This window comes from Citrobacter sp. HN-141, assembly GCF_033341895.1.
Taxonomy (GTDB): Bacteria; Pseudomonadota; Gammaproteobacteria; order Enterobacterales; family Enterobacteriaceae; genus Citrobacter.
On the sequence record NZ_JAWPBF010000012.1, the window covers coordinates 112,288 to 133,033 of the forward strand.

Sequence of the window (20,746 nt, forward strand, 5' to 3'; positions counted from 1 at the left end):
GCACATAGAAAGTTTTGGGAAAAAACTCTCTCGTAACGTGGGGTCGCAAGATTATAGAGAAGTCAGGGTCAAAGATCGACCCCTTTATGTGATTTGCAGCGGGTTTAACCGGCTAAATGTTCGCGCTTCAGATACTCTTCGCTTTGCATTTCCTGCAAACGCGACAAACAACGCTGGAATTCAAACTTCAGGCGCTCGCCCTGGTAGATTTCATATAAAGGCGCTGCGGCGCTGACCACCAGCTTAACGTGGCGTTCGTAGAACTCATCAACCAGCGCGATAAAGCGTCGTGCTTCACTTTCCATCAGCGTCGTCATTACCGGTACATCAGACAGCAGCACCGTGTGGAACAGGCGCGACAAGGCAATGTAATCGTGCTGGCTGCGGGCATCGACGCACAGTGTAGTGAACGAGACCGCCAGCGTTTGGTTCTCAACGGCCAGCGTCTGCATCGGGCGGTGGTTAATCTCCAGCGTCGGCGCATGATCACCTTTCGCTCCCGCCAAGGCCAGCCAGAGCTTATCCATCTGCCGCTGCGTTTCAGCATTCAGCGGGGACAGCCATAAGTGTGCCTGGGTTAACGTACGCAACCGGTAGTCAACGCCGGCATCCACGTTCATGATGTCACAATACTGTTTAATGGCGTCGATAGCGGGAAGGAAGCGCGCACGTTGCAAACCGTTACGATACAGTTCATCAGGCGGAATATTGGACGTTGCCACCAGCGTAATGCCGCGAGCAAATAGCGCCTTCATTAAGCCACCGAGCAGCATGGCGTCGGTAATATCCGAGACAAAAAATTCATCAAAGCACAGCACGTCCGTTTCGGCCTTAAAGCGGTCTGCGATGATTTCCAGCGGATCGCTCTGCCCCTGTAAGGCAGTAAGCTCTTCATGCACACGCAGCATAAAACGGTGAAAGTGCAAACGCTGTTTACGTTCGCCCGGCAGGCTATGGTAGAACAGGTCCATCAGCCAGGTTTTTCCGCGCCCAACTCCGCCCCACATATACAAGCCACGCACCGGTGCGTTGATCGGCGACTCACGCTTGCCCAGCAATTTACCAAAACGCGCCCTCAGTCCACTCTCCTGCGGCGCAGGACGTGCTGGCGTCGTAAGTGCCTGGAAAATTGTTTCCAGTCGATTCACGGCTTCTTGTTGTACATTGTCGGGCTGATGACTGCCGTCGTTGAGGGCTTGCTGGTAACGCGATGTCGGGGAAAAGCTTTGCATGATGTTATTGTTATTCCTTGAGAATCGATGTGCCGTCGCTCACGGTTGACGAAAAAAAGGCCGTTCTACATTACGTGATATAAACACGGGATTCCACTTCTACGGGATTAGCGGTTATAGTGGCATAATCAGGCGCAGGCATGGAGCCTAAAGCCAACACCCTACGGAAACACAAGACAACGGGAGATGTTCATGACCTGGGAATATGCGCTAATTGGGTTAGTCGTCGGTATCATTATTGGTGCTGTAGCCATGCGTTTTGGTAATCGTAAATTACGCCAACAGCAGGCATTACAGTACGAACTGGAAAAGAATAAAGCTGAGCTGGAAGAGTACCGCGAAGAGCTGGTGAGCCACTTTGCCCGCAGCGCTGAATTGCTGGATAACATGGCGGACGATTATCGTCAGATTTACCAGCATATGGCGAAAAGCTCCAGCAGCCTGCTGCCGGGCATGTCAGCGGAAAACAACCCGTTCCGTAACCGTCTGGCTGAGTCTGAAGCGGGTAACGATCAGGCGCCGGTTCAGATGCCGCGTGACTATTCCGAAGGGGCTTCCGGCCTGCTGCGTAGTGGCGCAAAGCGCGACTAACTGCACATCGTTAAGAAATTTATGGGGCGCAGCAATTGCGCCCTCCGCTTCTCTTCCCGTCCCAGCTATTATTTAGTCGTTAGCCTCATTGTGACCAAACCGAAAATTCAATAACATCAAACTGTTTTGAATCATCTTCCGTTTACTCAAGGTACGAGAGCAGGATCCATGAAAAAACAAACCCAGCTGTTGAGTGCATTAGCGTTAAGTGTCGGGTTAACTCTCTCGGCGCCATTCCAGGCCATTGCGTCGATTCCCGGCCAGGTACCCGGTCAGGCAGCGCTCCCCAGCCTCGCCCCCATGCTGGAAAAAGTGTTACCTGCCGTGGTTAGCGTGAGAGTCGAAGGCACCGCCGTTCAAGGGCAAAAAGTCCCGGAAGAGTTCAAAAAATTTTTTGGCGATGAGCTGCCCGACCAGCCCTCGCAGCCATTTGAGGGACTGGGCTCAGGCGTCATCATTGACGCAGCCAAAGGCTATGTTCTGACCAACAACCACGTTATTAATCAGGCACAGAAAATTAGCGTTCAGCTGAACGATGGGCGCGAATTCGATGCCAAACTCATCGGTAGCGACGATCAGAGCGATATCGCCCTGCTGCAGATACAGCATCCCAGCAACCTGACACAAATCGCTATCGCTGATTCCGACAAACTGCGCGTGGGTGATTTTGCTGTCGCCGTCGGCAACCCGTTCGGGTTGGGACAAACGGCAACCTCAGGGATCGTCTCCGCATTGGGTCGCAGTGGTCTGAACCTGGAAGGTCTGGAAAACTTTATTCAGACAGATGCGTCGATTAACCGCGGTAACTCCGGCGGTGCGTTGCTCAACCTGAATGGTGAGCTGATTGGTATCAATACCGCCATTCTGGCGCCTGGCGGCGGCAGCATCGGGATTGGTTTTGCAATCCCCAGCAACATGGCACGTACGCTGGCGCAGCAGTTAATGCAGTTTGGCGAAATCAAACGCGGTCTGTTAGGTATTAAAGGCACTGAAATGACCGCTGACATAGCTAAAGCATTCAAACTGGATGTACAACGTGGCGCGTTTGTCAGCGAAGTTCTGCCTAACTCTGGTTCCGCCAAAGCGGGCGTGAAATCAGGTGACGTCATTACCAGCCTCAACGGTAAACCGCTTAACAGCTTCGCCGAACTGCGTTCACGCATTGCGACAACTGAACCTGGGACCAAGGTCAAACTGGGCCTGCTGCGTAACGGTAAACCACTGGAAGTTGAAGTGACGCTGGATACCAGTACATCATCTTCCGCCAGTGCGGAAATGATTGCACCGGCATTACAAGGGGCCACGCTCAGCGACGGGCAGCTAAAAGACGGTGCCAAAGGTATTCGAATTGATAACGTTGAGAAAAGTAGCCCAGCCGCACAGGCCGGCCTGCATAAAGATGACGTCATCATCGCCGTTAACCGCGATCGGGTGAACTCGATTGCCGAAATGCGCAAAGTGCTGGAAACAAAACCGTCAATCATTGCTCTGCAGGTCGTTCGTGGAAACGAGAGTATTTACCTGCTTTTGCGTTAACCAGGACAACCGGACATCAGCCCCCCGTGTGATGTCCGGTAAACTCGTGATATGCTGCTGCCGTTCCCTTTTTTAATGACGCCGCCATCATGTTTGTGAAGCTTTTACGTTCGGTCGCGATTGGTTTAATCGTCGGCGCCATTCTGCTGGCCGCGATGCCCTCTCTGCGAAAAATTAATACGCTTACCGCACCACAGTTCGACAGCACAGATGAAACCCCTGCCAGCTATAACCCGGCAGTTCGCCGTGCTGCGCCTGCCGTGGTCAACGTGTACAACCGCAGTATGAACAGCACGACGCATAACCAGCTTGAGATCCGCACGCTCGGTTCAGGCGTTATCATGGATCAACGCGGCTATATCATCACTAACAAGCATGTCATTAATGACGCCGACCAAATCATCGTCGCGTTGCAGGATGGACGTGTCTTTGAAGCGCTGCTTGTTGGCTCCGATACCTTAACCGACCTTGCCGTGCTGAAAATCAACGCAGCAGGCGGGCTGCCGACGATCCCGATTAATAACAAACGTGTACCGCATATTGGCGATGTCGTGCTTGCCATCGGCAACCCGTACAACCTTGGGCAAACCATTACTCAGGGGATCATCAGCGCCACGGGGCGTATTGGCCTGAACCCAACGGGCCGGCAAAACTTCCTGCAGACGGATGCCTCCATTAACCACGGTAACTCCGGCGGTGCGCTGGTTAACTCGCTGGGTGAGTTGATGGGGATTAACACACTGTCGTTTGATAAGAGCAATGATGGTGAAACGCCGGAAGGGATTGGTTTTGCCATTCCGTTTCAACTGGCGACGAAAATCATGGATAAGCTGATTCGCGACGGGCGCGTTATTCGTGGCTACATCGGCATCAGCGGGCGTGAAATTGCACCGCTGCACGCACAAGGTAGCGGCATGGATCAAATTCAGGGGATTGTCGTGAACGAAGTGGCCCCGGATGGTCCGGCGGCCCAGGCCGGAATTCAGGTCAACGACCTCATCATTTCGGTAAATAATAAACCGGCAGTATCAGCACTGGAGACCATGGATCAGGTCGCTGAGATTCGCCCCGGTTCAGTTATCTCCGTTGTCGTGATGCGTGATGACAAACAGTTGACGCTGCAGGTAACGATCCAGGAATACCCAGCCACCAACTAACGTCACGTCTGGCAGACCACTTACCATAAAAAAACCGGAGCACAATTAGCTCCGGTTTTTATTAGGCATATCGTAGGGCGTTAACTCGTAATACCTGATGGTACTACGCTTATCAGGCCTACAAATACACGCAGGCCTCTCTTCGCGTTACTTAACGAACTCTTCGCCCAGCGTGATATCTTTCTTCAGCGTATCCAGCATGCCTTCCAGCGAGCTTTGTTCGAACGCGCTCAGTTTACCGATGGACTGACGTTCTTCTACGCCATTTTTGCCCAGCAGCAGCGGCTGAGAGAAGAAGCGAGCATATTGGCCGTCGCCTTCAACGTAAGCACATTCCACCACACCTTTTTCGCCGCTCAGCGCACGAACCAGTGACAGACCGAAACGTGCTGCAGCCTGACCCATAGACAGGGTTGCAGACCCGCCACCAGCTTTTGCTTCCACAACTTCAGTACCCGCGTTCTGGATACGTTTGGTCAGATCAGCCGCTTCTTGTTCAGTGAAGCTTACGCCAGGAATTTGTGACAGCAGCGGCAGAATGGTCACGCCAGAGTGGCCGCCAATAACCGGGACTTCAACGTCGCCAGGCTGTTTGCCTTTCAGTTCCGCCACAAAGGTGTTGGAGCGGATGATGTCCAGCGTAGTCACGCCAAACAGTTTGTTCTTATCGTATACGCCTGCTTTTTTCAGCACTTCAGCAGCGATAGCAACGGTCGTGTTCACTGGGTTAGTGATGATACCGATACACGCTTTCGGACAGGTTGTCGCAACCTGCTGCACCAGATTCTTCACGATGCCAGCGTTCACGTTAAACAGGTCAGAACGGTCCATACCTGGTTTACGTGCAACACCCGCAGAAATCAGCACCACGTCAGCACCTTCCAGTGCAGGGGTCGCATCTTCACCGCTGAAGCCTTTGATTTTCACAGCAGTAGGGATATGGCTCAAATCAACGGCCACACCAGGGGTTACTGGAGCGATGTCGTACAGGGAGAGTTCTGAACCTGAAGGCAGTTGGGTTTTTAACAGTAATGCTAGCGCCTGACCGATACCACCAGCAGCGCCGAGGACTGCAACTTTCATCCTAAACTCCTTATTATATTGATAAGCAAAATGTCTATTGCTCCGCGGCGGCGACCTTAATTCACAAATCCAACGAATTCAATAACCACGCTTCAAGAATGCGTAGTCACGCAAATTTGGCTTTTATGCATTTAACTTACGTAAAATAAAACCTAAGTTACGTAATTCAAAACCACTCGCACAGTAGAGCAACTTTCCAACAGGTGCTGACAATATACCCTACAGCTCCCTCAAAACAACATCAATTTGATAACATTTAATTTACTTTTAATCTTATTTGCGAGCCGTGACACAGGCATGTTTCTTGATAACGAAATTTGATAAAATCCCGCTCTTTCATAACATTATTTCAGCCTTGAACGAGGCAGACCGTTTGCATAAAAATTCATCTGTATGCACAATAATGTTGTTTCTACCGCCATATTACGGGTGACTTATGCGAAGCTCGGCTAAACAAGAAGAATTAGTTAAGGCGTTTAAAGCGCTACTTAAAGAAGAAAAATTCAGCTCTCAGGGCGAAATCGTCCTCGCGTTGCAGGATCAGGGCTTTGATAATATCAACCAGTCCAAGGTTTCACGCATGCTGACCAAGTTTGGTGCCGTGCGTACCCGCAATGCGAAAATGGAAATGGTGTACTGTCTGCCTGCAGAGCTGGGAGTCCCGACAACATCAAGCCCGTTGAAAAATCTGGTGCTGGATATCGACTACAACGATGCCGTTGTCGTTATTCATACCAGCCCAGGCGCTGCGCAGTTGATTGCCCGCCTGCTGGATTCACTGGGTAAAGCAGAAGGTATTCTCGGTACGATTGCGGGTGACGATACCATCTTCACCACACCGGCCAAAGGTTTTACGGTAAAAGACCTGTACGAAGCCATTCTGGAACTGTTTGAACAAGAACTGTAATTCCCTTCCCCGTCACGCCCTGTGGCGGGGGAAAAAATCTCTCTTTTCTGCTCCCCTCCTCAGCTTTCTACTGCCGAGCATTTCACAAATAGTGCGTTTCACCGCCAAAATACATTCACATAGTGAATGATACTCATCAAAAACGCACAATTTGCAAAATTGTGTATCCACATGAATTTATTGATTTTATTTTCGAGAATAAGCTCTAACCTGTATTTTTAATTCTATATGGTTATAAAAAATACTTTTTTTAACACCTGATTGCCAACGAAACAATTAGCGTGGTATTAATTTATCGCGTGATTAGTGTATACTTGATTTTGTGATGAGGGTCACGAAACGAAGACCCCTAATAAAAGAATTCGACGAGGTAAATATCATGAAAATCAAAACCACTGTTGCAACGTTAAGCCTTCTCTCCGTTCTCTCTTTCGGTGCAAGCGCCGCTGTTAATCAGGTGAACTCGCAAGAAGCACAGAATCTGCAATCCATGGGTACTATCTCTGTATCTCAGATCGGTAGCTCGCCAATGGATATGCGTCAGGCAATCGCCGATAAAGCAGAAAAAGCGGGCGCCAGTAGCTATCGTGTCACTGAACTCCGTGAAGGTGCTCACTGGCATGCAACCGCAGAATTGTACAAATAAACCCTCGTCGTCTAGTCCGACGACTTGCCCCCGTCTGCCGGGGGCTTTTTTATGCCTGTTTTGAGTGGCGAACGTTAAAGCGTAACTGTCCTTCGAGCTCTTCTTCTGCTTCATCGAACAGTAAAATCAGCGCGCCATATCGCCTGCGTAACTTATCCGGTAAATGGACAAATTCGATTTCCAGAGGTAACGGCAAGATTTCCCCAACCACAACCTCCCACAAAGAATCTAAATCAACCACCTTTTCCCGGGCCAGACCGAATGTACGCGCAAACTCACGGTAGAAATCACTCTGATTTTCAATCTTGTCAAAATCAAACGTATAGATATTCATCTATAGCCACCACCCCGACGCCAGTTACTCTACAGACCACCGATATGCAGGGTCTTCCTCAACCTGTTTCCCCTGTATCCCGCCAGCAAAATTTTATGTTCCTGCGGTCCAGGCATCGTTTATCACCCCAGCTAAATGCTCGTCTTAAGTATAGCCCTGCCTCGGTATGCGTAATGTGTCAGGAATGAACTGTTCATCATTTAGACAAAGAGAGATTCATCACATTTTTATGCAAGATTATGACTACGTTTCAGAAACAGTATGAAACACGTTGACCATAACTTTCTGAAAAATAATAGATCCGATATTTATCTGATCTTTTCAATATGAAAACCATATCAATAACCGCATTTATCATATTGGATTTGTAATTGAAGCCTCCACAAAATGCCTGCAACTGAATAGTCTCTGGAGTCGATATGTCCATGTCTGTTGTCAACGATACCCCGTATGAAGCGGCTGAAATTCTGCGTGCAGCAAAACCCAATTTTCATCCACGTATCGCTCTGATACTTGGGTCAGGTCTGGGGGCACTTGCCGATCGCATGGAAAATAAAACCACGCTTTCATATCAACAATTACCCGGGTTCCCGGTCAGCACCGTAATCGGCCATGCCGGGGAAGTGGTGATGGGGACGCTTTATGGTATCGACCTCATCTGCATGAAGGGACGTGGGCATTTTTATGAAGGGCTGGGAATGGGCATCATGACCCATGCCGTGCGTACCTTTAAACTGTTGGGCTGCGAATTTTTATTCTGTACCAACGCCGCGGGTTCGCTGAACGTAGATATTCCGGCAGGGAGTCTGGTCGCCCTCAACGATCACATCAACACCATGCCATCTACCCCCCTTGTCGGGCCGAACGATGAACGCTTTGGTCCTCGCTTCTTTAGCCTCGCTAACGCATACGATCGCGAACTACGCCAGCAGCTTCACGGTGCCGCAGAGCAGTTGGGTATCACGCTTCATGAAGGGGTTTTTGTCTCTTATCCTGGCCCTAATTTTGAGACGGCTGCGGAGATTCGCATGATGCAGCGTATGGGCGGCGATGTCGTCGGTATGTCGGTGGTACCGGAAGTGATAGCCGCACGCCACTGTGGCCTGAAAGTACTGGCCGTTTCAGCCATCACGAATATGGCTGAAGGCCTCAGTGATGTCGAGCTTTCCCATGAACAAACGCTGAAATGCGCTGTCATGGTGACCGAAGATTTTATTCGTTTGATCAGCCAGTTCCTCAAACAGTATGCTTGATCGTGGTTCCGTAGACGGACAGGTCGCTCTGCTCCGTCTGGAGAAAAGTTATGCCAGACAATCAGTTTTCTCGCGCAAATCTCAATGCCGTTTCGTACCTGAGCTATTACTTCGTTGGCGCACTGGTGTCGACGCTGGGGATTGTGCTCGGGCCACTTTGTGCCGCTTTTCATAAAGACCCCAGCTTTATCGGGCAGGTCTTTACCCTGATGAACATCGGCATGTTTGTGCCTATTATGCTTGGCGGCATTCTGATGAAAAAATGGGGGCTGAAAAAACCATTAGTTATTGCTGCAACGCTCACCGTGATTATCAGCGCCGTACTTTTTATCCAACCAACCTTAACGCTGTTTAGCGTTGCAGTGGCCGGAATTGGTGCCTGCGGTGGCGTGTTTATGACCATCGGCAGTTATCTGGTGGTTCGTATTAATCCCGATGAAAAGAGCCGCTCTTCCAGCCTGATTTTTACCGATTTCTTTTTCAGCTTTGCCGGAGCAACCCTGTCTTTACTGTTAGCCTGGATGTTTAAACTGGGTGCCAGTTGGATTGCGATGTATGGGATTATGGGCGGTCTGGGCGCGCTGATGTTAGCACTTACCCTGCGTTGTCGCTTCCCATCGACAGAGGCTGCGCAGCCGCAGCAACACGAGAAAACGGAAGAGTCAGAACCCTGGGGGATCTCCGTCTATTTAATCTGTTTTACTCTCTTTGCTTTCCTGCTGGCTGAACCCATTTTTACCATGTGGACACCGGGCTACTTGCAATCGCGTTTTACACTTCAGGCGCAGGATGCCGCGCTGTTCACTACGGTGTATTGGGTGACGAAAGCCATTGGCCTGTTCCTGAATCAGTTCACCGTGAAATGGATGAAACTGCGCACTTTCCTGCTGATCTGCGCCAGCATTGGTCTGGTCTCCATTGCGCTGATTGCCAACAGCAACAGTACCACGCTGATTCTGGTAGCGTGCGGCGTGTTTGGTTTCTTTAACTCCGGTTTATTCTCCGGTCTGATGAGCTATGGTTCACTGCAGGTGAGTCGCAGTTCACCAACCTTGATCTCCGCCTTGTTGACGTGCGGCACTGTGGGCACACTACTGTTTGCCAGCGTATCCTCCATGGTAAACAGCCACTTTGGTCTGCAGGGGGCGGTGAATACGTCTACTGTCGCCTATTGTGTGTTACTGCTGACGCTGGTTGCCGCTGTCGCCTGCAGCCAGGCCGAGCGTCTCGCCCGCTCGGCATCCACTGCGGTTTGACAAGCTTTGGGGAGGACGGCATGATGCCGTTTCTCTCCCTCTTTTACGCGTAGCCAGCATGATTGATCTCCAGGCTAATAGCCGAATTCGTCTTCGAACATTGCGTTATTTTCAGGTTCTCGCTGACGAGCTGCACTTTGGCCGGGCCGCGGCCCGGTTAAACATCTCTCAACCACCGTTGAGTATGCAGATTAAAGAACTGGAAGAGATCCTTGAAACGACGCTATTTGAACGTACCAGCCGTAAAGTGGTTCTCACGCGAGCCGGGCAGGTATTGAAAACGGAAGTCGATCGTATCCTGAGTACCACCGATCAATCCCTCAATTATGTGCGACAGATTGGCCGTAGCGAACATCAACATTTCAACATTGGGATAGTCGGTAGCGCACTGTGGGGGACGCTGCTTACGCGTCTAAAGGACTTTAAGAAGCAACAGCCGTACGTAAACTGGAGCTTGCAGGAGCTTTCCCAACATCAGCAAATTGAAGCCTTGCATGCCCGGACAATTGATATTGCGATTAGCCGGAACGTACTGCCCCAATCCGAGACGAATACCCGTAGCCAGTTGATTTCCCGCGAAGCGGTTGCTCTCGCCGTACCTGAACACGATCCTCTCTGCCAACACCAAAGCGTCTCACTGGCGATGCTCGCTGAACGCCCCATCATTTCGCTTTCATTTAATCAAAGCACTTTCGCCCGTCAGGTACATGACCGCTGTGTTGAGGTAGGATTTTATCCTCTGATTACCCATCAGGTTAACGAACCGCAAACCGCACTGGCGCTGGTTAGTGCAGGAATAGGTCTCTCTTTGCTGCCAGAAACCTGCGGATTGATCCACTGGCCAGGCGTTCGTTTCTTACCGTTGAATGACCCTATTCCAGCCGATCTTTATGCCTACTGGTACGACGAACCGCTTTCCACATTAATGAACGCGTTTATCATGACATTACAGGGGCGGTAAAACTGAAACCGGAAGAGATATCCTCTTCCGGTTAGATGATTTATGAATTGCTGGTCAGCGCATGCTGGTATTTGTGCAACATTCCCGTGAGTCGTTTCACTGGTTCCGTTACCTGAGGCGGGGCTTCCCAGAGCGTTAATTTTTCCTGGTAGATATCAAGCTCCTCCAGCAACTGACTAAAGTAGCGTCGGCGTTTGTCATCATTGACTGCAGAAATAACATGATCGGCGGTACGGCGAAGCTGGCGATGAAACGCCGATAAATCGTCGTTTACCGGTACAGGCGCATCACGTAAACGCTGGTGAGCAATAATCATCGTCAGTGCCAGGCGGAACTTTGCCAGATCGCCGGGGAATTTGTTCATCAGTAAAAACAGCTGCTGATACAGCGCCGGAAGGTGGTTTTCTTTACGGCGCACAACATTGGTGGTCATTGCAGAGACCGCTGCCGACACAAACTGGTTAAGCAACACACGACCTGTTCTGTCACGCGAGTTATCCCGCACCAGCAGAATCACGATAAACGCCAATACACAGCCGACAATCTGCCCCAGTGCACTGTCGAGGAACTGACTAAAGTGGAACGTCATCGGGTTATCAAGCACGATGATGTTAATAGTGCTCGCCAGCGCCCCCATTGAGCCCAGACGCCGCTTCTGCACCTCGATCCCCAGAAAGAATCCCAGCACTGCCAGACTCAGACACAGCAACAACATGCTTTGCTGGGTATTGGGGATAATCACCAGAAAATAGAGCGCCCCCAACGGTAATGCTGCCAGCGTGCCATAGATAAAGTCGATGGCCACCATGCGGGGGTTAGGCAAACGCATAGCCAGCGAGGTGACGACCGCTATCATCACCATCGCGCCGCTGCCGGAGGTCCAGCCGGTCCACAGCCAGAATAAGGTTCCCAGCACACAGGACAGCGTAGTACGCCAGAAGTTGACCATCGCATGGTGACGTTCAGCGGATTCCACCTTCACCACCGGCTCGCCCTGCAGGATCTCTTCTTCTATTGCACTGATTTTGGTATTGCTGACCACGCCGCGTTTCAGCAGCAGGTAGCGCGTCGCCGCGCCGGCCCAGCTATAGATCGTCACTGGCGTATCACGCTCACCGGTCCAGACAATCACACGGCGCATCCGCTTCAGTTGTTTATGGACATCCTGCACCGTTTCGACCGGCGTATCAAACAACTCGCGGAAGGTATCGGTAATCAGTTCTGGTCGCGTATTCTGGATAAGATAGGTTTCACAGGACTGAGTAATCAGCGTCAGTGACAGCGTGTTCAACGCTTTGAGTCTACGATTGGCGCGTACCCAACGTGAGGATTCCATGTTCAGGTTGCTGCGCATACCTTCCAGCGCTGCCGTACGACGAACTAAAGCGCCCCAGGCCTTGTCCACCTCTTCGCTATCACCATGCTTTATACACAATTGCATAAGCTGATATTGCGCTACCAGAAGACTGTCTAACTCGACATCTATCTCCTGTTTCACTGAGCGGGGCGAAAAGAGCAGATCGGCGATGATAGCGCAGACAATCCCCATCACAATCTCGCTGCAGCGTTCGAGCGCAAATTGTGGCGTCAGCAGAGGCTCCGCCTGAATGGTAATGACGATAATCAGCGCCGTGTAACCCGAAAGCCCCCAGGCATAGGAGTTTTCGATCTTTACCAGTGAAGAGATCCAGGTACAAAAACCGGCCCAGATACAGCACACCAGGATCATCAATAGCGGCGCACGGATCATACTGATAATAATAATCAGCGCGGCAATACAACCAATAAATGTCCCGACAATACGCAGCATACCGCGGTAGCGGATAGCGCCAGAATAAGGTTCTCCACCGGCGGCAAAGGCTGGACCTGCCGCCACAATTGCAGCGGTCAGGACCGCCCAGCGAGGGGTCTCAAGCTGGAAATGAAAGCCAACAAATAACGCCAGTACAATGGCGCATGCCAGCTTTACCGCAAAGCGGATATGCTGATTGGCAATGGAGAAAATGCCCATCACAATTAACCAAACTCGCGCAGGCGGTGCGCCATTTTACGGAAGAACGACTCCTGGCTGGCATCGCGATCCTGCTTACCGGTAATCACGACGGTAGCCGTAGTACCGGCCGGCCACATCATTCCCTGTTGATCGTCAAGACGAATACGCACCGGCACACGCTGCGCCAGACGAACCCATTCAAGATTGGAATCAATGGTTGCCATACCTTTTGCATCCCGCGTGCTGCTGGCATTTGTCACGCCTGCCGCCACGCTATCGACGGTGCCTTTCAACACATTATTACTGCCAAGCGGGGTAATCTCAGCGCGATACCCAGGGCGTACGCCTTCCAGCTTGGTCTCTTCCATATAGGCCAGTACATAGAATGAGTGCTGTTTTACCAGAGCTACCGCTGTCGATCCGCGGGTAATAAATTCACCGGTATAGACGTTCAGGTTAGTCACCCAGCCATCTGCCGGCGCGCGAATAACGGTTCGTTCGAGATCTAATGTTGCCAGATCGCGGGTCGCCTGAGCTTTCGCCAACTGGTGTAATACGGTTTGCAGTACGTTGTTTGATTGGTCAATCTCTTCACGAGACATAGCCTGCACGCCCAGTCGGTTACGACGACCGGCTTCCTGGCGTTTTTCCTGTGCCAGCACCTGATAATAAGCGACGTCCGCTTCAGCCTGTTCGAGGGCTTTTTTATAGCGTGGCTGATCGATAGTGAACAAGACCTGATCCTTTTTCACCAGTTGGTTATCATGGACGTTAACATTGGTGATCAGACCCGCGACATCCGGTGCAATGGCGACGACATCAGCGCTAAAACGTGCATCACGCGTCCACGGTGACTCGGTGTAATAGACCCATGCGCGGAAAATAGCGATAAAGGCCAGCATGACCAGTACGAGAGTTATAGCCGTACGGGAGAGTTTTTTTGTTAGTGTTTTCACTTCAACCTCAAACGAACAGGCGCGATATTAAATAGAACAGACAGCAATACAGCGCGGTGTTAAACAGAGCCGGATGCCAGACAAAATCATAGATGCCAGTCGGAACTAACACCCGGCGCACCAGCCAGAAAATCGCCAGTGACAAAAGCAATTCGAAAAAAATCGGTGGGAAGGACAGACCAAACACCACGATAACGGGAAACAGACTCATGTTGACCTTGGTAGCTTAAGAGAGTGCAGGCGATCGATTATTTAGCGTATGTCACCGCAGAGAAGGGCAAGGATGAGCCAAGCGAGAGCGACATAGCTGTTATTTGAATAATAATATATTAGCGTAACTGTTATGCTGTTATCTATATTATGTGATCTAAATCACTTTTAAGCCAGAGTGAACAATGGAACGATTAAAACGAATGTCGGTGTTCGCCAAAGTTGTCGAACTGGGCTCTTTCACCGCCGCCGCAAGACAGTTACAAATGAGCGTTTCATCGATAAGCCAGACGGTATCCAAACTGGAAGATGAGTTGCAGGTTAAGCTGCTAAACCGCAGCACGCGCAGCATTGGGCTTACCGAGGCGGGTAAAATTTATTATCAGGGTTGCCGTCGCATGCTGCACGAAGCGCAGGATGTTCACGAGCAACTGTATGCGTTTAACAACACGCCTATCGGCACTCTGCGCATTGGTTGTTCTTCAACCATGGCACAAAATGTCCTCGCCGGATTGACCGCAAAAATGCTCAAAGAGTATCCTGGGCTGACTGTAAATCTGGTGACGGGAATACCGGCACCCGACCTGATTGCCGACGGTCTGGACGTGGTTATTCGCGTGGGCGCCCTGCAGGACTCCAGCCTTTTTTCGCGTCGTCTGGGGGCTATGCCGATGGTGGTTTGCGCGGCAAAAAGTTATCTCGCCCAGTTTGGTATCCCGGAGAAACCCGCCGATCTCAGCAATCATTCGTGGTTGGAATACAGCGTTCGCCCGGATAATGAGTTCGAATTAATTGCCCCGGAGGGGATTTCTACCCGTCTGATCCCAGAGGGACGCTTTGTGACCAACGATCCGATGACGCTGGTGCGCTGGCTGGCAGCAGGCGCGGGCATTGCCTATGTACCGCTGATGTGGGTGATCAACGAGATCAACCGCGGCGAAGTGGAGATCCTGCTCCCCCGCTACCAGTCAGATCCACGTCCGGTGTATGCGTTGTATACTGAAAAGGATAAGCTGCCGCTCAAAGTGCAGGTGGTGATTAACTATCTGACCGATTATTTTGTCGATGTGGCACAACTGTTTCAGGGAATGTACGGCCGGGGAAAAGAGAAGTAAAAAGAGTGCAGGCCGGATAAGGCGTTGGCGCCACATCCGGCAAGATGCCCGATAGCACGGGTGCTTATCGGGCTTACATCATGATGTCACGCGGTGCCACCTACGGTCAGGTTATCCACCTTCAGCGTCGGCTGGCCCACGCCAACTGGCAGACTCTGTCCTTCTTTACCGCAAACACCCACTCCGTTATCCAGTTTCAGGTCGTTGCCCACCATCGAAATCTGCTGCATCGCTTCAATACCGGAGCCAATCAGCGTCGCGCCTTTCACCGGTTTGGTCACTTTACCGTTTTCAATCAGATACGCTTCGGAGGTAGAGAACACGAATTTTCCGGAAGTGATATCCACCTGGCCGCCGCCAAAGTTAGGCGCATAAATACCGTATTCGACAGACTCGATGATTTCCTGCGGCGTGGATTTCCCCGGCAGCATATAGGTGTTGGTCATACGCGGCATCGGCAGGTGCGCGTAAGATTCACGGCGACCGTTACCCGTTGGCGCCACACCCATCAGGCGCGCATTCAGTTTGTCCTGCATGTAGCCTTTCAGAATACCGTTTTCGATCAGCACGTTGTACTGACCCGGCGTTCCTTCGTCATCAATGGCGACCGAACCACGACGATCCGCCATCGTGCCATCATCAACGACGGTGCACAGTTCTGACGCCACCAGCTCACCCATGTGACCGCTGAATACCGAGGTGCCACGGCGGTTAAAGTCACCTTCCAGACCATGACCGACCGCTTCATGCAGCAGAACGCCAGGCCAGCCTGCGCCGAGTACCACCGGCAGCGTTCCCGCTGGCGCTGCTACCGCCGAGAGATTGACCAGCGCCATACGTACGGCTTCTTTCGCCCACGCGTCGGCACGAACGTCACCATCAAGATCGCCAAGGAAGTAGTCATAACCGAAGCGACCACCGCCACCGCTGGCACCACGCTCGCGTTTGCCGTCTTCTTCTACCTGCACGCTGACGGACAGTCGTACCAGGGGACGAACATCTGCCGCCAGTGTTCCATCTGTCGCCGCAACCAGAATCAATTCATACACACCGGTCAGGCTCGCCGTCACTTCCTGCACACGCTTGTCGGCGGCACGCGCAACGCGGTCAACACGACGCAGAATATCCAGTTTCTCTTCCCGGCTCATGCTCTGTAATGGATCAACCGAGGTGTAGAGTGCCTGATGCTCTACCGCACCCAGCGTTTTTACTTTGCCATCACCGCTATCACGCACGATAGTACGCGCGGCATGAGCGCTTTGCTCCAGCGCCAGCAGGCTTATCTGGTCTGCGTAGGCAAACCCGGTTTTTTCGCCGCTGATGGCACGCACGCCAACGCCCTGATCAATATTGTAAGAACCATCTTTAATGATGCGGTCTTCTAAAACCCAGGATTCGTGGTAGCTCGACTGAAAATACAGATCGCCGTAATCAAGACGGCGTTCGGCCAGTTGGCCCAGGATGGCGAACAGATCCTGATGTTTCAGGCCATTCGCCGCTAGCAATTGTTCACTTACCAGGTTCAGACTCATCGTTTTGCTACTCATTAGTTACTGTTGTAGGCCTGATAAGACGCGCCAGCGTCGCCATCAGGCGCTTCAATGCCCGGATGGCGGCGTAAACGCCTTATCCGGCCTACGGACTGCGGTAGAAGTTCTCTGTTGAGATTGGGGCAATTACTCGCCCCCGTCAAATCATTGCTGGCTTTCTTTGCGCGGCTGGCGCAGAACTTCGTTAATCTGTGGCTTATCGACCGGACCTGTGATGCGATAGCGCAGAATTGAAACTTTGCTCCACAGCGGCCCCAGAACTTTACTGGCGGCAAATACCGCCGCGCCGACAATCGGGTTGACGGCAAACGCCGCGGCCACCCCGACGGTGGCAGAAATTTCTGGTGCGACGACGGCTTCCATATCCAGTTCGCGACGCACCAGATTCACCGAACCTTTCATGGCGATATCCGCTTCCAGGCCATCCACCAGCGTATCATCAGTGTGCATCACACCATCTTTGATCCACGCCGTACTGCGGATAGAGTCAAAGTAAAAACCTTCACTGAACGTATCGCTAAAATCAAAACGCAGTTTACGCAATAGCGCATCAAAGCTCAGCAGACGTAACAGTTGTCCCGCATGTCCGGTGCTAAGTTCAGTCAATTCACCTTTGCCTAAACGGGTGCGCAAAATGCCATTCAGTGAAGCTTCATCCGGGTCCCAGGGCGGATTACGCCAGTGCAGATCGTACTCGACGTTAAAGGAAGAGTTACGAATCGGGGTAGATACGCCAAAGAAACCCGCGGCTGCATCAATCTTGTTGCCATTCAGCTTTCCTTTCAGTGACGTACGCTCCTTGCCCGGCACATTGACCCATTCGCCATCGGCGGTCAGTCGGGCAAACCCGGTATCCAGTAGACCGTTGCTCAACGTTAATGTGTCACCTTTTATCGCGACATCGGCATCAATGCGCCCATATTTTTGCCCCCACATCCAGCACTCTTCGCAGCGTATCTGCGCATCCGGCCAGCCACGGAAGCTGACGTTATTGATGGCAGAAAACGGCGAGGCCGGCGTTGTATTGGGCGATGACGTTGCCGCACTCGGGTTGTAATACAGGTATTTGATATTGGCAAGCCACGGAGCATTATTGCGCATAGCCAATGTGGCGTTAATCTCACGGCCCTGCGCCCGTACGCTGGTACCATTAAGTCCGGGTTCAGACACAATGCCCAGGTTATTCCACTGCTGGCCGCCCAATGATAAAGAAGGCGTGCGCACCGCAATACGCTGCGGGAAGTTCGCATTACTTCCGACGTTATCCGCCGCGCCTTTCTGGAACAATGCCAGCCATTGCGCACCGTCCATGGGCGGAAGATTAAGTTCGATGCCCTGCTGGTCAGGAAGCGCTGGCACTGTACGGCTTTCCGAAGTCCAGATAGCGCGATCAAGCGTCAGTTTCTGATTCAGCAACCAGCGGCTGTTAAAGTGGTTCTTGCTTCCGGCGTTACCGGTCAGATCGAAGCTGCGCAGGTTACCCTCTGCCTTCACATTAACTGGCAGAGACTCTCCGGCTACTTTGTTTAATGGAGCAGGTAAGTGACTGCTTACATTCTTCAGGTCGCCTTTCAGCTCAATGTTGTAGGTCGCTCCGGCATGATATGGCAGGTCAATGCCAACCTTACCGTTCCACGCCATACTGCCGCTTAGGGCATCATTCACCTGTACTGGGAGTATCCCCATGCGGGTTGGCTGCCAGTCGCCGTTCAGATTCACAGCAACCTGGTAAGCTTTTGTACCCTCGGTAGTGGAAAAGTCGACATTCAGAGGCTGATTAAACCAGTTCGCCGTCATCGGCTCACTCTTGAGATCGCCGTTGATAAAGCTAAATTTACCGTTCAAATTCTTCAACGTGCTGTCGAGCGGCTTGATAAACAGACTGTTATTTCGCAGATTCACATCGCCTTTGGCCGTAACCAGCGAACCATCTAACGGGATATCAAGATGTAAGCGAGCACTCACATCGCCGTCAATTTGCAGCTGTTCCAGCGTGGCACCCAGCGACTCTTTCAGCGGTGTTTCGTCGAAATAAGGCCCAACCGCTTTGCCCGGTCCGTTGATGTCGGCATCAATCAGCAGTTTTTCTTTTGCGTAGTCAGGGATATTTGCCGTCAGGTTAGTGGCTTTTACCCCCCCCAGATTGACGCTATCCGTCTTCATCCACAGGCCATCGTTAATGAAGTTCAGTTCAATATTGAGGTCAGTCAGCGCGGGCCAGTCCGGCTGGAAGGCAAATTTTGCATTACGCAGCGGCACCAGCACCTGGAACTGACCTTCGTTATGCAAATACGGGAACAGATGTGGGTTACCGCCATAAACCAGCGTGGCGTTATCCGCCTCACCGCCCTGAATTGCCCCACTGAGGTAATCAACCAGCTCTTTTCCCATCAGGTTTTCCGGGAAATAGCGCCAGGCCTGGGAGCCATCGTGAGTGCTAATCCCCGCCAGAATCCCCAGCCACGGCTCATCATCTGCTGGTTGCAGATAACGAAAACCGCCACGCGCATGTACCGCTTTCGCTTTAACGTCAATATTGCGTCCGTCTAGCTGAAAGCCATTTTCATTCTTCAGCCAACTGAGCGTGGCCACGCCATCTTCTATCTCCAGCGGGGCACGAAAGACGGTTTCATACGGCATTTTTGCCTGCTTCATGGAGGCCGTTAATGCGCCATTTTCCACGCTGCCAGACAATGTACCGGAGAAATGTTCTGCTCCCGGTAGCAGCTTCCACTGTTTCCAGGCCAGATCGGTCCACGAGGACTGGAAACGGGTTTTTTCGGTCGCCTGTAACGGGATATCCAACGCCAGCACATTGATCTTGCCGCTCGGTTGCGTGGCCCGCCAGATATCTCCCAATGCCGGAGATAACTTAGCGGCCATCGGGCGTAGCCCCTCTAACCCGGCTAACTCCAGGTTACTGGCGCGAATACGTAATTCGTCGCTGCGCTTATTATTGGCGCCCCCCGCTTCCTGCTCGGGGAACCAGGCCAGCGTTAATGCCCCGCTCGGCCAGGGTTTGTCATCCATCGTGATGCGCGTATCCGGGATAGCGAACAACCAACCGGAGTGCTCACGGCTGATATGCGCAGTCAGGTTATCGACGGACAACGTGTGGATGTTGTTCTCCCCCTTCCAGCTTGCGCCGCCCTTTTTCAACCAGACATCGCCGCCAGAGACTTCGCCTTTGTTGAGCGTCATCCAGCCTTCCAGGCTAAAGCGCGCGGTTTGCAGCGCAACATTGTCCTGCATCCATTTCCCCAACCACGGCTTAACGTCGATGTCGTCAGCCTGCAGCCAGACTCGACCATTATTCAGCAGTCCGTCATCATCACGCAGATCCATACGCACCTGCATAACACCGTGCTGGCCGGTCAGGCTGGAGAGACTGACCTGGCCTTCAGCACGATGCCGGTTTTTACCGTTCAACCAGGTTAACTGAGGGATCGCCAGTTCTGCACGCTGGCCTGACAGGGTCAAAAAACTGACCTGGCTGTCGCGAAGATCAAAATGATCAAACTGGCGCAGGAATAGATCGCTGACATGGCTGGTTTCAATTCCGTCGCCGCTATCGCCGCGTTGGATCGGTGTATTGGTGCGCAGCTGCAGTTGCCAGAAGGTGAGATCGCGAAACTGCCAGCGCATGTGCAGCAAGCTTTGCCAGACATCCAGCGCCAGCGTGACGCGCTTTACCGAGAATTCGCCACCGTCTTTCAGCTGGGCATGGATATCACGCGCTTCAAGCGTAGGGCCAAAATTTTGCCAGTTAGCAGAAAGCTGGCTGGCGGAAACAGGCATACCGGTGGCAGATTCAATCTTACCCAGAATGGTCGGACGCCAGCTATCGAGATGTGGTAGAGCAAGGCGCAGCCCACTGACCAGCAGCGCTGCGATGACAACGAATGCGGCTCCAGTGAGCAGTAAAATCCCCGGCAATCGCCTCACGCGCCTCTCCTTGTCTGCCAA

General features: G+C 52.0%; 17 protein-coding genes. 9 read left to right on the forward strand and 8 right to left on the reverse strand.

Annotation, left to right across the window (positions count from 1 at the left end):
* Positions 1–104: 104 nt before the first annotated feature.
* Positions 105–1,232, reverse strand: coding sequence for a cell division protein ZapE (gene zapE, locus RYZ59_RS15895; protein ID WP_318049267.1), 1,128 nt, complete (start codon positions 1,230–1,232; stop codon positions 105–107).
* 192 nt (positions 1,233–1,424) lie between these two features.
* Between zapE and zapG the strand changes: the two genes are divergently transcribed.
* The 3 genes from zapG to degS all read left to right on the forward strand — a co-directional run bounded on the left by zapG (position 1,425) and on the right by degS (position 4,516).
* Entirely contained in the window at positions 1,425–1,823 is a 399-nt protein-coding gene (gene zapG, locus RYZ59_RS15900) for a Z-ring associated protein ZapG (RefSeq protein WP_005121352.1), read from the forward strand.
* Between the two features lie 168 nt (positions 1,824–1,991).
* Positions 1,992–3,359: a serine endoprotease DegQ gene (gene degQ, locus RYZ59_RS15905; RefSeq protein ID WP_137382450.1), complete on the forward strand. Its 1,368-nt coding sequence runs from the start codon at positions 1,992–1,994 to the stop codon at positions 3,357–3,359.
* A gap of 89 nt (positions 3,360–3,448) precedes the next feature.
* The gene (gene degS, locus RYZ59_RS15910) at positions 3,449–4,516 is read left to right on the forward strand and encodes an outer membrane-stress sensor serine endopeptidase DegS (protein WP_005121354.1); all 1,068 of its coding nucleotides are present in this window, start codon (positions 3,449–3,451) and stop codon (positions 4,514–4,516) included.
* A gap of 147 nt (positions 4,517–4,663) precedes the next feature.
* Here the strand turns inward: degS and mdh are convergent, their stop codons facing one another.
* Positions 4,664–5,599, reverse strand: a complete 936-nt coding sequence (gene mdh / locus RYZ59_RS15915) for a malate dehydrogenase (RefSeq protein ID WP_040234161.1) — start codon at positions 5,597–5,599, stop codon at positions 4,664–4,666.
* 436 nt (positions 5,600–6,035) lie between these two features.
* On the opposite strand from mdh, the gene argR reads away from it, so the two are divergent.
* Both argR and yhcN read left to right on the forward strand, forming a co-directional pair.
* Positions 6,036–6,506, forward strand: a complete 471-nt coding sequence (gene argR / locus RYZ59_RS15920) for a transcriptional regulator ArgR (protein ID WP_003025162.1) — start codon at positions 6,036–6,038, stop codon at positions 6,504–6,506.
* 379 nt (positions 6,507–6,885) lie between these two features.
* Complete coding sequence (gene yhcN, locus RYZ59_RS15925) at positions 6,886–7,152, forward strand: peroxide/acid stress response protein YhcN (protein WP_137382451.1); 267 nt, start codon at positions 6,886–6,888, stop codon at positions 7,150–7,152.
* A 49-nt stretch (positions 7,153–7,201) separates the two neighbouring features.
* Here the strand turns inward: yhcN and RYZ59_RS15930 are convergent, their stop codons facing one another.
* The gene (locus RYZ59_RS15930; protein ID WP_318049263.1) at positions 7,202–7,486 is read right to left on the reverse strand and encodes a hypothetical protein; all 285 of its coding nucleotides are present in this window, start codon (positions 7,484–7,486) and stop codon (positions 7,202–7,204) included.
* Positions 7,487–7,905: 419 nt separating this feature from the next.
* Here RYZ59_RS15930 and xapA point away from each other — a divergent pair, with 419 nt between their 5' ends.
* Genes xapA through RYZ59_RS15945 form a run of 3 tightly spaced genes read left to right on the forward strand, consistent with a single transcriptional unit; the run spans position 7,906 to position 10,956 of the window.
* Positions 7,906–8,739 (forward strand): xanthosine phosphorylase, encoded by an 834-nt coding sequence (xapA, locus tag RYZ59_RS15935; RefSeq protein ID WP_318049262.1) that lies wholly within the window; start codon positions 7,906–7,908, stop codon positions 8,737–8,739.
* Between the two features lie 50 nt (positions 8,740–8,789).
* The gene (gene tsgA, locus RYZ59_RS15940) at positions 8,790–9,995 is read left to right on the forward strand and encodes an MFS transporter TsgA (protein WP_318049261.1); all 1,206 of its coding nucleotides are present in this window, start codon (positions 8,790–8,792) and stop codon (positions 9,993–9,995) included.
* A 58-nt stretch (positions 9,996–10,053) separates the two neighbouring features.
* On the forward strand, positions 10,054–10,956 hold the full coding sequence (locus RYZ59_RS15945) for a LysR family transcriptional regulator (RefSeq protein ID WP_318049260.1): 903 nt from the start codon (positions 10,054–10,056) through the stop codon (positions 10,954–10,956).
* A gap of 40 nt (positions 10,957–10,996) precedes the next feature.
* Here RYZ59_RS15945 and aaeB read toward each other — a convergent pair whose 3' ends face one another.
* The 3 genes from aaeB to aaeX are packed head-to-tail and all read right to left on the reverse strand — an operon-like array spanning position 10,997 to position 14,116.
* On the reverse strand, positions 10,997–12,967 hold the full coding sequence (gene aaeB, locus RYZ59_RS15950; protein ID WP_318049258.1) for a p-hydroxybenzoic acid efflux pump subunit AaeB: 1,971 nt from the start codon (positions 12,965–12,967) through the stop codon (positions 10,997–10,999).
* A gap of 5 nt (positions 12,968–12,972) precedes the next feature.
* Entirely contained in the window at positions 12,973–13,905 is a 933-nt protein-coding gene (aaeA, locus tag RYZ59_RS15955; RefSeq protein WP_202037615.1) for a p-hydroxybenzoic acid efflux pump subunit AaeA, read from the reverse strand.
* A gap of 7 nt (positions 13,906–13,912) precedes the next feature.
* On the reverse strand, positions 13,913–14,116 hold the full coding sequence (gene aaeX / locus RYZ59_RS15960) for a p-hydroxybenzoic acid efflux pump operon protein AaeX (RefSeq protein ID WP_000051841.1): 204 nt from the start codon (positions 14,114–14,116) through the stop codon (positions 13,913–13,915).
* A gap of 184 nt (positions 14,117–14,300) precedes the next feature.
* On the opposite strand from aaeX, the gene aaeR reads away from it, so the two are divergent.
* Positions 14,301–15,230 (forward strand): HTH-type transcriptional activator AaeR, encoded by a 930-nt coding sequence (aaeR, locus tag RYZ59_RS15965; protein ID WP_271449010.1) that lies wholly within the window; start codon positions 14,301–14,303, stop codon positions 15,228–15,230.
* A gap of 86 nt (positions 15,231–15,316) precedes the next feature.
* Here the strand turns inward: aaeR and tldD are convergent, their stop codons facing one another.
* Positions 15,317–16,762 carry a metalloprotease TldD gene (tldD, locus tag RYZ59_RS15970; RefSeq protein WP_038642897.1) on the reverse strand — a complete coding sequence of 482 codons (1,446 nt, stop codon included), beginning with the start codon at positions 16,760–16,762 and terminating at the stop codon, positions 15,317–15,319.
* A gap of 162 nt (positions 16,763–16,924) precedes the next feature.
* Positions 16,925–20,725, reverse strand: a complete 3,801-nt coding sequence (gene yhdP / locus RYZ59_RS15975) for an AsmA2 domain-containing protein YhdP (protein ID WP_318049221.1) — start codon at positions 20,723–20,725, stop codon at positions 16,925–16,927.
* Positions 20,726–20,746: the final 21 nt, after the last annotated feature.

Bases quoted from the DNA above. Each gene is read 5' to 3' on its own strand.
- zapE (WP_318049267.1), bottom strand. From the start codon at position 1,232: ATGCAAAGCTTTTCCCCGACATCGCGTTACCAGCAAGCCCTCAACGAC.
- zapG (WP_005121352.1), top strand. From the start codon at position 1,425: ATGACCTGGGAATATGCGCTAATTGGGTTAGTCGTCGGTATCATTATT.
- degQ (WP_137382450.1), top strand. From the start codon at position 1,992: ATGAAAAAACAAACCCAGCTGTTGAGTGCATTAGCGTTAAGTGTCGGG.
- degS (WP_005121354.1), top strand. From the start codon at position 3,449: ATGTTTGTGAAGCTTTTACGTTCGGTCGCGATTGGTTTAATCGTCGGC.
- mdh (WP_040234161.1), bottom strand. From the start codon at position 5,599: ATGAAAGTTGCAGTCCTCGGCGCTGCTGGTGGTATCGGTCAGGCGCTA.
- argR (WP_003025162.1), top strand. From the start codon at position 6,036: ATGCGAAGCTCGGCTAAACAAGAAGAATTAGTTAAGGCGTTTAAAGCG.
- yhcN (WP_137382451.1), top strand. From the start codon at position 6,886: ATGAAAATCAAAACCACTGTTGCAACGTTAAGCCTTCTCTCCGTTCTC.
- RYZ59_RS15930 (WP_318049263.1), bottom strand. From the start codon at position 7,486: ATGAATATCTATACGTTTGATTTTGACAAGATTGAAAATCAGAGTGAT.
- xapA (WP_318049262.1), top strand. From the start codon at position 7,906: ATGTCCATGTCTGTTGTCAACGATACCCCGTATGAAGCGGCTGAAATT.
- tsgA (WP_318049261.1), top strand. From the start codon at position 8,790: ATGCCAGACAATCAGTTTTCTCGCGCAAATCTCAATGCCGTTTCGTAC.
- RYZ59_RS15945 (WP_318049260.1), top strand. From the start codon at position 10,054: ATGATTGATCTCCAGGCTAATAGCCGAATTCGTCTTCGAACATTGCGT.
- aaeB (WP_318049258.1), bottom strand. From the start codon at position 12,967: ATGGGCATTTTCTCCATTGCCAATCAGCATATCCGCTTTGCGGTAAAG.
- aaeX (WP_000051841.1), bottom strand. From the start codon at position 14,116: ATGAGTCTGTTTCCCGTTATCGTGGTGTTTGGTCTGTCCTTCCCACCG.
- aaeR (WP_271449010.1), top strand. From the start codon at position 14,301: ATGGAACGATTAAAACGAATGTCGGTGTTCGCCAAAGTTGTCGAACTG.
- tldD (WP_038642897.1), bottom strand. From the start codon at position 16,762: ATGAGTCTGAACCTGGTAAGTGAACAATTGCTAGCGGCGAATGGCCTG.